The sequence below is a fragment of the Micromonospora sp. AMSO31t genome (assembly GCF_008868175.1).
Classification (GTDB): Bacteria; Actinomycetota; Actinomycetes; order Mycobacteriales; family Micromonosporaceae; genus Micromonospora.
In genome coordinates this window covers 59,098-74,090 of sequence record NZ_WBKT01000002.1, presented here as the reverse complement: position 1 = coordinate 74,090, position 14,993 = coordinate 59,098, and the positions used below count along the sequence as shown (strand labels likewise).

Here is a 14,993-nt window from a genome sequence, read left to right as displayed (position 1 = left end):
CCACCGCCTGCGCCCGCATCCGCGACGCCCGCCCAGCATCCGCAGTCCCACCGCCAGCGGCAATCCCGGAAGTGGAACGAGTCGTATCCATCAACGGCAGCATCCCCCCGGACGACTGCCGCCTTCTTCCTGGGGATGGCGTGCTGCCCGCGACGAAAACCGTCGAACTCCCGGTGCTCGGCGGCGACGGCACATTCTCGGGTGGCTTCGTCTCCAGCGTGGCCAAGGCAACAGAGGCAATCGCAGCCTTCATCGACGGTGCTCCAGCCAAACGACTCGGAGCGTGGGTTCGGCTTTAAGCCTGCGGAGTGGGCAGGCACACCCAGGGTCGGGCACCCGTGACTTCTTATACGAGGCGATTGGTCACACGATCAGTCTCACGCGACGCGTCTGGGCGTGCCCATCTGCCGCAGTGCGCTCGCTGCCGGACAGGGCACGCGAATGACTACGCGCCGCAACCGTCTGATCTCGTGGCCGTCGCCTGACGCGCCCGCTCAGTCGTCGATTTCCTGTGCCGCGGCGGCGATCGGCTCGAGCCCTGCGATCAGCTCGTCGAGCTCGTCGGCGGTGAGTACGTCGTACGCCGGCGCGGCCAGCTCGTCGGTGAGGGCCTCGATCCGCTCCTTGGTCTGGCGGCCGGCGTCGGTGAACCCGCCGGCGGCGTCCACGAGGCCGCGGCGGCGCAACCCGTCGACGACACCGGCGAGTTGTGCCTTGGGCAGGTGGTGTGTCCGGCCGAACTCCTCCGCCCGCATTCCGAGGGAGAGAGCGAGCAGGACATGTGCCTCGGTGCCGCCGATGCCGTGGGTGAGGAGGGCGGCGTTGTGGCCGTCCCCGCGGTGCTCTCGCAGCAGCGTCGCCGCGTGCCAGAGCCTGGCCACCGGCTCCGCGGGCACGTCGAGCGCCCGGAGTCCTGCGTACAGCGCGCGGCCCTCGGTCGGCGCGCTGACCGCTGCTCGGGTGGCGAGGTCGGCAACCCGCACCAGATCGGGGGAGTCGGCGAGCTGCCCGATCCTCTGCCGCAGCGCTGCGGTGCTGCCCCGCTCGCGCACCGCGATCGCCTCCTGCGGGGTGATCTTCCCCCAGACCCACGGGAGGTGGCGCGCCACCTCGCCGTCGGCGAAGTTGTAGAAGACCGCGTGCACCACCTCGGCCGGCGCCAGGCCCAGCGGCGCGGCCCGGCCCGCGAAGTTATCCATCCCAGTAGTTGCGCATACGGGCGAGGAACGCCTCGTTCGGCACCTCGGAGAAGGTGACGGTGGCGATCGGCTCGACGAGCTCGAACATGCGATGGATCTTGGCCAGTGGGTGCCGCATCGGTCGACATCTCCTTTGGTCGTGACCGCGCCCTCTGGGCGGCCTCTCACACCAGCTACGAACAACGCCGCCCGGATACGACAACTCCGGCCGACATCATCCCAGCCAAGATCAGACTCACTCTCATGCGCATACCGTCCGCTATACCCGCCCGTGGCGTTACGGCATCGGCCTGCCTGACCGTTGATCGCTGTGCGGAGCTCATGGATGACACAGAGGGGAGCCAGATCAGTGCGAATTGTGTCGGTGTGGCTGATGCGTTGGATGCGATGGCGGTCTTGCTCCGCGGTTCGGTTCTGTTGTAGGGCCGCGAGCGGCACTACAACCGTTGACGGCTGTCAGGTCGGTGCGGACTGGAGTGTGTCCACGACCGGGCGCCGTGTGGCAACCATTGCGGGAATGGCGGTGAGCGCGGCGATGGCGAGCAGGACTCCGAGTGCGGTGCCGAGCAGCCAGGAATTGGGTGGGTACTGGAACTCGCCGGTACTGACGAACGTGAGGAGCCCGATGCCGGCCGGGATCCCCGCGACGACGCCGGGTATGGCGGGAAGCAGTTGCGCTACCGCTAGGCCCACGCCGGCCTGCCCGGGCGTGGCGCCGAGCGTCCGCGCGACGGCCAGCGGCTGCCGGGCGTCGAGGACTGCGGTCCAGGTGCTCACGATGGCATTGATGAGCGCGAGGATGCACAGCACGACGATTACGACGAGCAGGGCCTGGTCCATTCGCTCGCTGCGGGGGTTGGCGAGCTTCGTGTAGCCGAGGTCGAAGTGCTCCACACGGGTGTTGACCATGAGCATGGCGACGAGTGCGGTCGTGGTGATCAGGGTGTTCACTGTGACCAGCCGGGCACGGCGCGGCCGTCGGGCGTTGATACGCACCCCGATCAGCAGGGCGGTGGGCAGCTGCCGCGACAGCCAGATAGGCCACCGTCGGCGCCGCGGTGGCGTTGCAGCGTCGGCCAGCGCGTGGACGGTGCTGGTGGCGGCGGCGCGCACCACCGGTACCAGAGTCGCCGCCACAGCGATCGTGAGGGCGAGAGCCGTGACGGCGACCACCGTGCGCAGCGCGGGTGGCTGGGCGTTGACGGAGCCGATGAGTCCGGCGCTGGGGCGGATCAGCACGGGTGCGACGAACCAGCCCGCGGCGAGGCCCGTGGCGGCAGCGGCAAGCCCGATCACGAGGTACTCGGCGAGGTGGACGGCGGCGATCATGGCCGGTCCGGCGCCGACGGCCTTGAGCAGCCCCACCCGGCGACGCTGGCCGATGATCCGGCCCGCGACGATGCCGGCGACGCCGGCCAGCGCAAGGCCGCTGAGCAGCCAGCTGCCGACGAACAGCGTCATCTGCGCGTCGCCGTACAGCCGACCGTTGAGGTGGTCGATCGCTTGCCAGATGGTGAGTTGGTCGCCGACGGCATACGTGGTGCTGGTCGCCGGATCGGCGAGTTTGAGGTTGAGGGTGTACGACAGCGGCTGGCCGCCCGCGAGCGTGGCCATGTCGCTGCGGTCCACCCAGACGAGGCCGCCGCGTTCGACCAGGACGCTCCCCGGGTAGTGCCACCCGGCGTACGGATAGGTCGCTCTCGCGGCGGTGACGGCGGTCCCGACCACGCGAAATGGATGGCCGTCGACGCTGATCGTGTCGGCGACGCGGATGCCGAGGGCGTCGGCGAAGGCACGCTCGACGACCACGCCGCCGGGGCGTACCCAGGTGCCCTCGGTTACGGCGGGCCGGTTGATGGATACGGGTGCGGTGTCCCGGCCCTCGACGACGGCGTGCGCGGATGTGCCGTCGGCCGTCATCGTCAGGTAGGCGATCGGGAAGGGGCCGCTGTGATCGGTGACGCCGGCTCCGGTGGTCAGCGATGCGAGCTCGTCCAACGCGGCTTGACCGGTGGCCCGGGGCGTCACGATCACGTCCGGGCCGGCCGTGGCGCTCCGGGTCTGCTGGTACGGCCGGTCGGCTACTTCGTTGAGGGTGAGGCCGAGGGTCAGCGTGGCGGTGGCGGCGGTGATGGCGACCAGGAGCAGGATGGTTTCGGTTCGGCGGCGGCGCAAGTCGCGCATCAGTAGCCGGCAGACGAGCAGGATGCGGCCGGACATGTCAGCGCCGCCCGTCGTAGACGGTGCCGGTAGCGGTGCTGGCGAATCGGTTGTCGTCGGCAAACGCCCCGTCGCGCATGGAGATCACCCGGTCGGCGACCGCGGCGATGCGGGCGTCGTGGGTGACCACCACGAGGGTCTGTCCCGCGGCGTGCAACTCCTCGAACAGCCGCAGTACCTCCAGGGTGGCGGCGCTGTCCAGGTTGCCGGTTGGTTCGTCGGCCAGCACGACGAGCGGCTCGTTGCTCAACGCGCGGGCGATGGCGACCCGCTGGCGTTGCCCACCGGACAACGCCGAGGGCAGGTGCGCGGCGCGGTCGGCAAGCCCGACCCGGTCCAGCAGGTACATCGCCCGCTTGCGGGCCCGCCCCGGTGACTGGCCGGCCAGCAGCGCGGCCAGCTCGACGTTCTCCACTGCGGTGAGCTCGTCCATAAGGTGGAATGACTGGAAGACGAACCCGACGTCGTCGCGCCGCAGCCGGGCCAGGGCCCGTTCGGTCATCGTGTCGATGCGGTGCTCGGCCAGCCACACCTGCCCGTCGGTCGGGCGTTGCAGCCCGCCGAGCAGGTGCAGCAGGGTGGACTTGCCGCAGCCGCTCGGCCCCATGATCGCCAACGTCTGTCCGGTGGGCACGTCCAGGTCGACCTCGTCGACCGCGCGCACCAGCGTGTTGTTCGAGCCGTACCGTTTGGTCAGCCTACGGGCCCGCAGCGCCATCGATCCGGTCATGTCTCCGCCTTTCGCCCAGTCCGATCACGCTCGGCCCACATGCGCTCGCATGCCTCCAGCCACTCCAGGTCGGCCCGCAGCCGCAGCACCACACCCTCCAGCAGCAACGCGGCAACCGGATCCACCGACCGGTCCAGCGCCGCGCGCTGGGTGTCGCGCAGCCGGCGCAGCACCTCGCGCCGCTGCGCGTCGACTAGCGCCACGGGATCCGCCAGTCTTCCGGCCGCGGCGGCCACCAGCTTCAGATGAAACTCCGTAAGGTCCGGCTTCGGCCAGCTCACCTCGGTCAGCCAGCCCGCGACCCGCTGCTGTCCGGCCGGGGTCAGCGCGTAGACCCGGCGGTCAGGCCGGTCCGGCAGGCCCTCGGCGCGCTCCGAGGTCACCAGTCCGGCCTTGCCCAGCCGGGCCAGCGCCACGTAGATCTGCCCCGCGTTCATCGCGTCGCCGATCGGGCCGAGCGCGTCACGCATCCGGCCGCGCAACTCGTACCCGTGCGCCGGCTCCTTCGCCAGCATGGCCAGCACCACGTCCTGCACCCAGGCACACCCCTTCTTTCCAGACCGCTAATAGATAGCCGGTAGCTATAGCGCTGTCAATCCGGCGACGGGGTTACGGACGCAGCCGCTACCAACCTGAGTGGGTGTTCTGCGCGCAGTGCCAGATGCTCTGGCCCGCCGACGCCCACTCCATCGCGCTGGTCGGCACCCGCATGGCCGGACTGCGTCCCGTCGTCAACGACGAACAACTCGCCCTGTTGCGGATCCTGGTCGACCGCCGCCGCTCCCTCGGCGAGGACCACACCCGAATGGTGTCCCAACTGCACCAACTGCTCCTGGAACTCATCCCGGGTGGAGCGAAGAAGAGTCTGTCCGCCGCCCAGGCCAAGACACTGCTGGCCACGGTCCGGCCCCGTGACATGGTCGGCAAGACCCGGCGCCGGGTCGCCGCGGAGCTGATCGGTGACCTCGAACGCGTCTACCGACGTTCCAAGGAAGCCGACAAGGAACTCAAGGAGCTCGTGGCGTCCACCGGGACCACGCTGATCGACCTGCACGGCATCGGACCCTCCGGCGCCGCCCGGCTGTTGGTCGAAGTCGGTGACATCACCTGGTTCCCGAACCGGGCCCACTTCGCCTCCTGGAACGGCACCGCCCCCATCGACGCGTCCTCGGGCGAGCAGATACGCCACCGGCTCTCCCGAGCCGGAAACCGGCAGATCAACCGGGTGCTGCACATCATGGCCACCGTCCAGCTCCGCAACCCCACCGAAGGCCGCGCCTACTTCGACCGCAAGAAAGCCGCCGGCAAGACATCGATGGAAGCGATGCGCGCCCTGAAACGACGCCTGTCCGACGACGATGCCACAGCCACCGCGGCAGCGGGCCCGGGAGGACAACGGGGAACGGCAACTGGCTCCAGCGCGACCGACTCGCATCCCCCAGCCGGCTCTTCGGAGAAGTCACTTCCCGGACCCGCCGAGACCCAGGATAGAACTCTCCTCCCGGCGGTGTCTTGACACAGAGGGGAGCCAGATCCGCGCACTCGGCGACCGACACGGGGACTGTCCGGTCCCCAGCCCCGGCCGCGTACGGGGCTCAGTCGCCGCCGGCGGGGACGAGGAGCCGGTGCAGGGTGGTGAGTTCTCCTCAGAGTCGGCGTGTGGTGGGACGCCACGCCCAGGAGAGCATGGCCAGTCCTGCGAACATTGTCGGAGCGATGAGGTTGCCCAGGGCCTGGTGCATGGCGAGGTGGGAAGCGGCAGCACCAACCATGTTGATCATTACGCCGGCGTAGGCCCACTCCTTGAGCCGACGCAGCCGGGGCGCCAGCAGCACCACGGCCGCGATGAGCTTCGCGGTGCCCATGATGGTGGCCAGGTAGCCGGGGTAGCCCAGGCCGATCATCGCGGGATAGAAGGGCGGGGCCCGGAACAGGTCCATCGTGCCGCCGACTGCGCACTCGCCCACCACGACTGCGGTGACCAGCCAGTAGGCACCGGTGCGGTAGCGGGGTCGCGCGGCAGGTGACGGGGCGTTCGGCCCGGCAGTCGCCATTCCGACCCCGGTGCCTCCGCCGGCCGGCCCGGACGCAGCGGCTGTCGCACGTACCATCGGGTTCTCCGATCGATACGGATCCGTTCTCTTGTAGTGAGTACGGTACCGTTTCGATCGAGGTGAGGCAATGGCCAACGGTCCTCGATCCGACGGCGATCCCCGGGAGCCGATCTCCCGCGGCGCGGGCGCCCGGCAACGGGTGCTCCAGGCCGCCCTGCAGGTGCTCGACGAGCACGGCCTGGCTGGTTTCACCATGGAGGCCGTCGCCCGGCGCGCCAGCGCGAGCAAGGCCACCGTCTACCGCCACTGGCCCACCGCCGGCGCGCTCCTGGTCGACGCCATGGACGCCACCTTCCAGCCCTTCCCCGTGCCGGACACCGGCCGCGTGGAGACCGACGTCGCCCAGCTCCTCACCGCCTTCGTCACCCTGCTCGACCGCACCCCGTTCCCGCGCCTGCTCGCCGCCTTCATCGACGCCGCCGAACGCGACCCCACCCTCGCGACCCTCCACGCCGACCTGACCCGGCGCCGCCGCGAACCGCTGCTCGTCGCGTTGACCCGCGCCCGCGAACGCGGCCAACTGCCCCACCATCTCGACCCGGAGCTCTCCATCGACCTGCTCACGAGCCCGTTCTTCTACCGGCGCTTCGTCGCCCACCAGCCCATCCCCCCACGGCTGATCGACGACGTCATCGCCCACGTGCTCGGCACCGGCGGCCGACTTCCCGACACGCCGTGACATTGCGTAACGCGCGGATCGCGGCTACTTAGGACTCCTAACAGAATGATCTAGGATTTGTCCTTCATGGACGATCGACTAGAGTGCTCGGCCGTGAGGAGGGGTGAGCAGCCGCCGTGGGTCGTCTCGGACGAGTTGTGGGCGGAGATCGAGCCGCTGTTGCCGCCCCGTCCACCGCGCAGGCACCGGTTCCCGGGCCGTAAGCCCCTCGATGACCGCAAGGTGTTGTGCGGGATCTTGTTCGTGCTCTACACCGGGATCCCGTGGGAGTACCTGCCCCAGGAACTCGGCTTCGGGTCGGGGATGACCTGTTGGCGCCGGTTGCGGGACTGGAACGACGCCGGCGTGTGGCAGCGACTGCACGAAGTCCTGCTCGGCAAACTACGGGCCGCGGACCAGCTGGACATGTCCCGGGCGGTGATCGACGGCTCCCACGTCCGGGCGCTCAAGGGCGGCCCAAAACCGGTCCGAGCCCGGTCGACCGCCGCCGCCCGGGCTCGAAACACCACGTCATCACCGACGCGGGCGGCATCCCCCTCGCCGTCAGCCTGACCGGCGGCAACCGCCACGACGTCACCCAACTGATGCCCCTGGTCGACAAGATCCCACCATCAGAGGCATCCGCGGTCGACCCCGACAACGACCGAAGCGGCTCTACGCCGACCGCGGCTACGACTACGACTGCTACCGCCGGGACCTGCGAGCCAAGGGCATCACCCCGGTCATCGCCCGCCGCGGCACCGGCCACGGCTCCGGCCTCGGCACCCGACGGTGGGTCATCGAGCAGACCATCGCCCTGCTGCACTGGTTCCGTCGCCTACGCATCCGCTGGGAGATCCGCGACGACATCCACGAAGCCTTCCTCACCCTCGCCTGCGCCATCATCTGCTGGCGCCGACTCCACCGCTCAAAGAGTTAGGAGCTCTTATTGGCGTGGCTGGGCGGTATCAGCTAGCCGGTCGTGGTCCGGAATCACGCTTCGCCCGCAGCAACCCGTGTGCCCGATTTCGCTTGCAAGTGTTGGCGAAGCCTGCCTCGGCAACGCCGTGGCCCAGGGTTGTGTGATCCGGCGCCTGGCCGAGCAGCTCGGCGTTCATCATGAGGCGCTCACGAGCTGGGTCCGTCAGGCCGAGGCCGACGCGGGTGAGCGCACCGATCGGACAACCAGCGAGATGGCCGAGGAGAACCGCCGGCTGCGCAGGGAAGTCGCCGAGTTGCGGCGGGCGAACGAGATCCCGAAGGCCGCGAGCGCGTATTTCGCGGCGGAGCTGTGCGCCATGTAGCGCTGATTGATCGAGGAGGGGTGAGAGACCGCTCCCGCCGGGTCGTCGCAGCGGCCTGGTGAAGCCTGAGGGCAGCGGGATGGGCTCTTTACCGGCTCGACCGGGTGAGAAGTTACGTCGCCGGCCCGCCGGGTACCGGCGGCCACAAGGATGATGGGGATGATGAACCTCGGCAAGCTCGGTGACGTGTTGGTCGGCACTGCGGGCGATGTGGCCGGCAGCGTGGTGGACCCGAGAGCTGGTCTCGGGAGGCTTCGCTCGGCCGTCGGCCCTCGTGCTGCCGTCACGCTCGCAGCCGGCCTCCTCCTCGGTTACCTGATGGCCCAGTCCTGGCGCCGCTCCTGAGGTCAGGAGCCCAGCAACCGGCGTGGGTTGGCGCTGGCGCTACCGCGACGAGCCGGCCGGTGTGGCGATTTTGAGCAATCGGGTCGGCCGCCTGCTGCGCGGGCTCGCGCATGTCGTCCTGGAGTTGGTTACCGACCTGGCTCACCTGCTCGTGCTGACCGAGCAGGAGGCGGACTGGCGGGCTCGCCTACCCCGCCGCCGACCACGTGACGAGTGCCCGGCCCGCCGCCGCCCCACTACCTGGTCGGGTTCGCGCGCGCCGCGAGGCACCTCGCGGTCCTGTAGGGCCGGGGGCGCTGTCGGTGCTGCCCGGGACGAGCAGCGCCGGTGACTACGGCGGGCCGAAACCGGCCGCCCCGGCTGGTTTGCGCCCGGGATTGCCGGGTAGCCCGGCCTGTCCGCCCTGGCCTGGCCTGTCCGGTACAGCGGTGAACGCCATCGCCGTGCGGCGGGAGTGGGGTGAGGTCGGACGAACCCCGGAAACGAGGAGGACGACGTGCAGGAGATCGTGGGCGAGAGCCTGGCCCGACGGCTGGTGGAGTGGGGAGTCGACACCGTGTTCGGCCTGCCCGGCGACGGCATCAACGGCCTGATGGAGGGATTCCGCCGGCAGCGGGAGAAGCTGCGGTTCGTGCTGGTGCACCACGAGGAGGCGGCGGCCTTCATGGCCACCGGCTACGCCAAGGCCACCGGCCGTCTCGGGGTGTGCGCGGCCACCTCCGGGCCGGGGGCGATCCACCTGCTCAACGGGCTTTACGACGCCAAGCTCGACCATGTGCCGGTGCTGGCGATCACCGGCATGCAGGAGACCTCGGTGCTGGGCGCGCACTACCAGCAGGAGGTCCACACCACCCAGCTCTACCAGGACCTGGCGGCGTACAACCTGATGGTCACCAACCCGCAGCAGATGCCGGCCGTGGTGGACCTGGCGATCCGCAACGCGCTGAGCAAGCGGACCGTGTCGCACCTGACGTTCCCCAACGACGTGCAGGTGGCGCCCGCCACCGAGGACCCGTACCGGCATGTCAGCCCCGGCAAGCCCCCGATGAGCGCGGCCCTGATGTCGTACCCGCAACTGCCGCCGAACCCGCGGGAACTGGCCAAGGCGGCCGAGGTGCTCAAGGCCGGCCGGAAGGTGGCCATGCTGGTCGGCGTCGGCGCCCGCGAGGCCCGCGAGGAGGTGCTCACGGTGGCCGAGGCCCTGGCCAGCCCGATCGTCAAGACGCTGCCGGGCAAGCTGGTGGTGCCCGACGACCATCCGCTGACCACCGGCGGGTTGGGCCTGCTCGGAACCGCGCCCAGCGAGGAGCTGATGGAGGAGTGCGACACGCTGCTGATGGTGGGCACCTCCTTCCCGTACGGGAAGTATCTGCCCGGCCCGGGGCAGGCGAAGGTGGTGCAGATCGACGTCGACCCCAGCCTCATCGGCATGCGGTTGCCGGTCGAAGCCCCGGTCTGCGCGGACGCCCGCCTGGCGCTGCGCGACCTGCTTCCCATGCTCCAACACGCCCCGGACCGCTCGTTCCTGGAGAAGTACCAGCGCAAGATGACCGCCTGGCGCTCGGACATGACGAGCCTCGTGAACCCCGAGCGGTCGCCAATCGCGCCGCAGTACCTGATGGGCTGCATCGACGAGGCCGCCGCCGACGACGCCATCCTCACCTGTGACTCCGGGACCATCGCCACCTGGTCGGCGCGGCACTGGACGATCCGCGGCGACCGCGAGTTCTACCTGTCGGGAAACCTGGCCACCATGGCGCCCGGCCTGCCGTACGCCATCGCCATGCAGCACGCCTACCCCGGCCGCCAGGTGATCGCGTTCGTCGGCGACGGTGGCTTCGCCATGCTGATGGCCGAGTTCCTCACCGCGGTCCGGCACGAGCTGCCGATCAAAGTCGTGATCAACAACAACAACTCCTACGGGCAGATCCTGTGGGAGCAGATCATCCTCGGCTACCCCGAGTACGCGGTGCGGCACCGCCAGCCGGAGGCGGACTTCTCCGCCTGGGCGCGCGGCTGCGGTGCGTTCGGAGTCAAGGTGACCGACGCCAAGGCCGTGCCCGGCGCCGTCCGGGAGGCCCTCGCGCACCCCGGCCCGGCACTGATCGACTGCGACGTCAACCCGAACGAGCCGCCGATGCCCGGCAAGGTCAAGTACGATCAGGCGAAGCACTTCACCGAGGCGTTCCTGCGCGGCCAGCCGCACAAGGTCGCCACCCTCGCCACGGTCGCCCGCGACAAGATCAACGAGCTGCGGTCATGACCGAGGTGCTGCCCGACCCGGTCTTGCGCCCACCCGAGCCGGCCCGCGACGTCGACCTGTCCGCCCTCACCGCGGACCTGCGCGCGGAGGTCGACGGTGAGGTCCGGTTCGATGCCGGCTCCCGCGCCGCGTACTCCACCGACGCCTCCAACTACCGGCAGGTGCCGCTCGGCGTCGTGGTGCCCCGCACCGTGGAGGCGGCGATGACCGCCGTGGCCGTCTGCCGTCGCCACGGCGCGCCGCTGACCTCGCGCGGCGGCGGGACCAGCCTGGCCGGCGAGTGCACCAACACCGCCGTGATCCTCGACTGGTCCAAGTACTGCCACCGATTGCTGGATGTCGACGCCGACAACCGGACCTGCCTGGTGGAACCCGGCATCGTGCTCGACGAACTCAATGCGCGGCTCAAGCCGACCGGACTGGAGTACGGCCCTCGCCCGGCCACCCACAACCACTGCACGCTGGGCGGGATGCTCGGCAACAACTCCTGCGGCGCCACCGCCCAGCGCACCGGCAAGACGGTCGACAACATCGTCGAACTGGAGGTGCTGCTCTACGACGGCACCCGCATGTGGGTGGGGGAGACCACCGACGAACAGTACGCCCGCATCCAGCGCGACGGCGGCCGCAAGGCGGTGATCTACCGGCAGTTGCGGGCCCTGCGCGACGAGTACCTGGCCGACATCCGCACCCGCTATCCGCACATCCCGCGCCGGGTCTCCGGCTACAACCTGGACAGCCTGCTGCCAGAGAAGACCTTCCACGTCGCGCAGGCCCTGGTCGGGTCCGAGGGCACCCTGGTCACCATCCTGCGTGCCCGGCTGAAGCTGGTGCCGATCATCAAGGCCGACGCCATGGTGTTTCTCAGCTACCCGGACATCGCCGCCGCCGCCGACGACGTGCCCCGGGTGCTGGAGCACCAGCCGATCGCGTTGGAGGGCATCGACGACAAGTTGGTCAGTTTCGAGCGGCGCAAGAGCCTGCACCCGCACGCCCTGCATGAACTGCCCAGGGGTGGCGCCTGGCTGATGGTTCAGCTCGGCGGGGACACGCCGGAGCAGGTCCGTGCGGCGGCCGACCGGCTGATCGCCGCGGTTCGCCGTGACGGCGGACCGACGGTGCACGAGTTCGCCGACCCCGCGGACGAGAAGCGGATGTGGGCGGTCCGCGACTCCGCCCTGGGTGCCACCGCACACGTACCGGACTCGGAGAACACCTGGCCCGGTTGGGAGGACTCCGCGGTCGCCCCGGACCGGCTCGGCGCCTACCTGCGCGATCTGCAGCGGCTCTACCGCGAGTACGGCTACGAGCAGGCCTCTCTGTACGGGCATTTTGGGCAGGGCTGCGTGCACACCCGCATCCCGTTCCGGCTGCGCACCGCCGACGGCGTCCGCGACTTCCGCTCCTTCATCCAACGCGCCGCCGACCTGGTCGTCTCCTACGGCGGCTCGTTCTCCGGCGAGCACGGTGACGGGCAGGCCCGCGGCGAGCTGCTGCCGAAGATGTACGGCGACCGGCTGATCCGGGCCTTCGGCCAGTTCAAGGCGATTTTCGACCCGGACGACCGGATGAACCCGGGCAAGGTGGTGCCGCCCTACCCCCTCGACAGCCGGCTGCGGCTGGGCGTCGACTACGACCACGGCGGCGTCGAAACCGTCTTCGCCTACCCGGACGACGGCGGCAGCTTCGGCGACGCGGTGCTGCGCTGCGTGGGCGTCGGCAAGTGCCGCCGCCACCAGGGGGGCGTGATGTGCCCCTCCTACATGGTCACACGGGAGGAAGAACACTCGACCCGAGGCCGCTCCCGGCTGCTGTTCGAGATGCTCGACGGCACCGCGCGCGGCGGCACGATCGGCGACGGCTGGCGCTCCGAGGCGGTGCGCGACGCGCTCGACCTGTGCCTGGCCTGCAAGGGCTGCAAGGCCGACTGCCCCGTGAACGTGGACATGGCCACCTACAAGGCCGAGTTCCTGTCCCACCACTACGCCGGCCGGCTGCGTCCCCGCGCGCACTACTCAATGGGCTGGCTGCCCGTGGCCGCCACCGTGGCCGCGCGCCTGCCGCGCACGGTGAACGCGCTGGTCCACGCACCCGGGCTCAACCGCTTGGCCAAAGCCGTGGGCGGAATCGACCAGCGCCGGGACATCCCCGTCTTCGCGCGGGAATCGTTCCAGCACTGGTTTGCCCGACGCACCTCGACCGGCAACGGGTCACGGGGTGACGTCGTGCTTTGGCCGGACACCTTCACCAACCACTTCCACCCCGGGGTGGCGCGGGCGGCGGTCGAGGTGCTGGAGGCGGCGGGTTGGCGGGTGTGCGTGCCGGACCAGCCGCTGTGCTGCGGACTGACCTGGATCTCCACCGGACAGCTCGGCGTCGCCAAGCGGGTGCTGCGCCGCACCGTGGACGTGCTGCGTCCGTACCTGCGGGCCGGCACCCCGGTGGTCGGCCTGGAACCGAGCTGCACGGCGGTGTTCCGCAGCGACGCGCACGAGCTGTTCCCGGCCGACGACGACGTCACCCGACTGCGGGAACAGACCGTCACTCTGGCCGAACTGCTGCACGACCACAGCCCCGGCTGGCAGCCACCCCGTATCCCGGCGCACGCCCTGATCCAGACCCACTGCCACCAACACGCGATCCTCGGCACCGCCGCCGATCAGGCCGTTCTGGCCGAGGCCGGAGTGGACGCGGAGTTCCTCGACTCGGGCTGCTGTGGGCTGGCCGGGAACTTTGGTTTCGAGCAGGGACACTACGAGGTGTCCGAGGCCTGTGCCGAGCGGGTGCTGCTGCCCGCCGTCCGGGACGCCGCCGAGACGGATGTGATCCTCGCCGACGGGTTCAGCTGCCGCACCCAGGTAGAGCAGAGCGCCTCCGGCGGGCGGTCCGCGATCCACCTGGCCGAGCTGCTGCGCGCCGGCCTGCACCACGACACCGTGCCCGACCGGCCGGAGGAAAGCTGGGGCGACCGTCCGCGCCGGCCGTCGGTGATCTCGCGATGGGCGGCGGCCGGGCTGGTCGGGGCGACCGCGCTCGCCCCGCTGGCCGCGCTGCTCCGCCGGAGGATCCGATGACCGGAATCCGGCTCGCCGCCGAGGCGTACCGAGTTCCCACCGACGCTCCGGAGGGCGACGGCACCCTGGCCTGGACGAGCACCACCCTGGTGCTGGTCCGGGCCCACGCCGACGGGCACACCGGGATCGGTTGGACGTACGGGCCGCAGGCCGTCTGCCCGGTCGTCACGGACCTGCTCGCGCCGGTCGTCGCCGACCTGGACCCAGATGACGTGCCGGCGGCCTGGACAAGCATGCAGCGGCGGCTGCGCAACGCCGGCCGGCCCGGGGTCGCCGGGCTCGCCCTGTCCGCCGCCGACTGCGCCCTGTGGGACCTCAAGGCCCGCCGGCACGACCTGCCACTCGCCCGCCTGCTCGGCGCCGCCCGCCGGCAGGTGCCCGTCTACGGCAGCGGCGGTTTCACCACCTACGACGACGAGCGGCAGCACCGGCAGCTCGCCGGCTGGGTGCACGAGCAGGGCATTCCGCGGGTGAAGATCAAGGTCGGGGAGTCGTGCGGCACGGAAGTGGCGCGGGACCTGGCCCGGATGGCGGCGGCACGGCGGACCATCGGCGACGACGCCGAGCTGTACGTCGACGCCAACGGCGCCTACCAGCGCAAGCAGGCGATCCGGGTCGCGCATGCCGCGGCGGACCTGGACGTGCGCTGGTACGAGGAACCGGTCAGCTCAGACGACCTGCCCGGCCTCGGCCTGGTCCGCGACCATGTCACGCCCGACGTGGCGGCGGGCGAGTACGGCTACGACCTGGTCTACTTCCACCGGATGGCGCCGTACGTGGACTGCCTGCAGATCGACGTCACCCGCTGCGGTGGGATCAGCGAGTTCCTGCGGGCGGCCGCGGTCGCCGACGCCGCAGGGCTGGAGGTGTCCGGGCACTGCGCGCCGCACCAGCACCTGCCCGTCGCCGCCGCCATCCCCAACCTGCGGCACCTCGAGTGGTTCCACGACCACGTCCGCATCGAGTCGATGCTCTTCGACGGCACGATGCCGGCCACCGGCGGTGCCGCCCGCGTGCCGCTGGACCGCCCCGGCAACGGCGTGGAGTTCCGGCCCGATCGCGCGCAGCAGTACCGGGTGGCCTGAG

12 protein-coding genes and 1 pseudogene are annotated in these 14,993 nt (G+C 70.5%); 8 read left to right on the top strand and 5 right to left on the bottom strand.

Annotated elements, in window-relative coordinates:
* Positions 1 to 494: 494 nt before the first annotated feature.
* From F8274_RS00840 to F8274_RS00825, 4 genes are all read right to left on the bottom strand, one after another.
* Positions 495 to 1,199 (bottom strand): MarR family transcriptional regulator, encoded by a 705-nt coding sequence (locus F8274_RS00840; protein WP_225853510.1) that lies wholly within the window; start codon positions 1,197 to 1,199, stop codon positions 495 to 497.
* 456 nt (positions 1,200 to 1,655) lie between these two features.
* Entirely contained in the window at positions 1,656 to 3,419 is a 1,764-nt protein-coding gene (locus tag F8274_RS00835; RefSeq protein ID WP_151460324.1) for an FtsX-like permease family protein, read from the bottom strand.
* Between the two features lies 1 nt (position 3,420).
* Positions 3,421 to 4,149, bottom strand: a complete 729-nt coding sequence (locus F8274_RS00830; protein ID WP_151460323.1) for an ABC transporter ATP-binding protein — start codon at positions 4,147 to 4,149, stop codon at positions 3,421 to 3,423.
* Positions 4,146 to 4,685, bottom strand: a complete 540-nt coding sequence (locus F8274_RS00825) for a PadR family transcriptional regulator (protein WP_151460322.1) — start codon at positions 4,683 to 4,685, stop codon at positions 4,146 to 4,148. Before F8274_RS00825 ends, F8274_RS00830 begins: the two co-directional genes overlap by 4 nt.
* Before the next feature lie 104 nt (positions 4,686 to 4,789).
* On the opposite strand from F8274_RS00825, the gene F8274_RS00820 reads away from it, so the two are divergent.
* On the top strand, positions 4,790 to 5,665 hold the full coding sequence (locus F8274_RS00820) for a transposase (RefSeq protein ID WP_225853509.1): 876 nt from the start codon (positions 4,790 to 4,792) through the stop codon (positions 5,663 to 5,665).
* A gap of 130 nt (positions 5,666 to 5,795) precedes the next feature.
* On the opposite strand, the gene F8274_RS31055 is transcribed toward F8274_RS00820, so the two are convergent.
* Positions 5,796 to 6,203, bottom strand: coding sequence for a DoxX family protein (locus F8274_RS31055; protein ID WP_192579645.1), 408 nt, complete (start codon positions 6,201 to 6,203; stop codon positions 5,796 to 5,798).
* A 127-nt stretch (positions 6,204 to 6,330) separates the two neighbouring features.
* On the opposite strand from F8274_RS31055, the gene F8274_RS00810 reads away from it, so the two are divergent.
* The 7 genes and pseudogenes from F8274_RS00810 to F8274_RS00780 all read left to right on the top strand — a co-directional run bounded on the left by F8274_RS00810 (position 6,331) and on the right by F8274_RS00780 (position 14,992).
* On the top strand, positions 6,331 to 6,942 hold the full coding sequence (locus tag F8274_RS00810) for a TetR/AcrR family transcriptional regulator (RefSeq protein WP_151460320.1): 612 nt from the start codon (positions 6,331 to 6,333) through the stop codon (positions 6,940 to 6,942).
* Between the two features lie 66 nt (positions 6,943 to 7,008).
* A pseudogene (locus F8274_RS00805) lies at positions 7,009 to 7,861 on the top strand (IS5 family transposase).
* A gap of 76 nt (positions 7,862 to 7,937) precedes the next feature.
* Positions 7,938 to 8,225 carry a transposase gene (locus tag F8274_RS00800; protein WP_225853508.1) on the top strand — a complete coding sequence of 96 codons (288 nt, stop codon included), beginning with the start codon at positions 7,938 to 7,940 and terminating at the stop codon, positions 8,223 to 8,225.
* A gap of 159 nt (positions 8,226 to 8,384) precedes the next feature.
* Complete coding sequence (locus tag F8274_RS00795; RefSeq protein ID WP_151460318.1) at positions 8,385 to 8,570, top strand: hypothetical protein; 186 nt, start codon at positions 8,385 to 8,387, stop codon at positions 8,568 to 8,570.
* Between the two features lie 496 nt (positions 8,571 to 9,066).
* Positions 9,067 to 10,833, top strand: coding sequence for a thiamine pyrophosphate-dependent enzyme (locus tag F8274_RS00790; RefSeq protein WP_151460317.1), 1,767 nt, complete (start codon positions 9,067 to 9,069; stop codon positions 10,831 to 10,833).
* The gene (locus F8274_RS00785) at positions 10,830 to 13,907 is read left to right on the top strand and encodes an FAD-binding and (Fe-S)-binding domain-containing protein (protein ID WP_151460316.1); all 3,078 of its coding nucleotides are present in this window, start codon (positions 10,830 to 10,832) and stop codon (positions 13,905 to 13,907) included. The genes F8274_RS00790 and F8274_RS00785 overlap by 4 nt, the downstream gene beginning before the upstream one ends.
* Positions 13,904 to 14,992 (top strand): enolase C-terminal domain-like protein, encoded by a 1,089-nt coding sequence (locus F8274_RS00780; protein WP_151460315.1) that lies wholly within the window; start codon positions 13,904 to 13,906, stop codon positions 14,990 to 14,992. Before F8274_RS00785 ends, F8274_RS00780 begins: the two co-directional genes overlap by 4 nt.
* Position 14,993 lies beyond the last annotated feature (1 nt).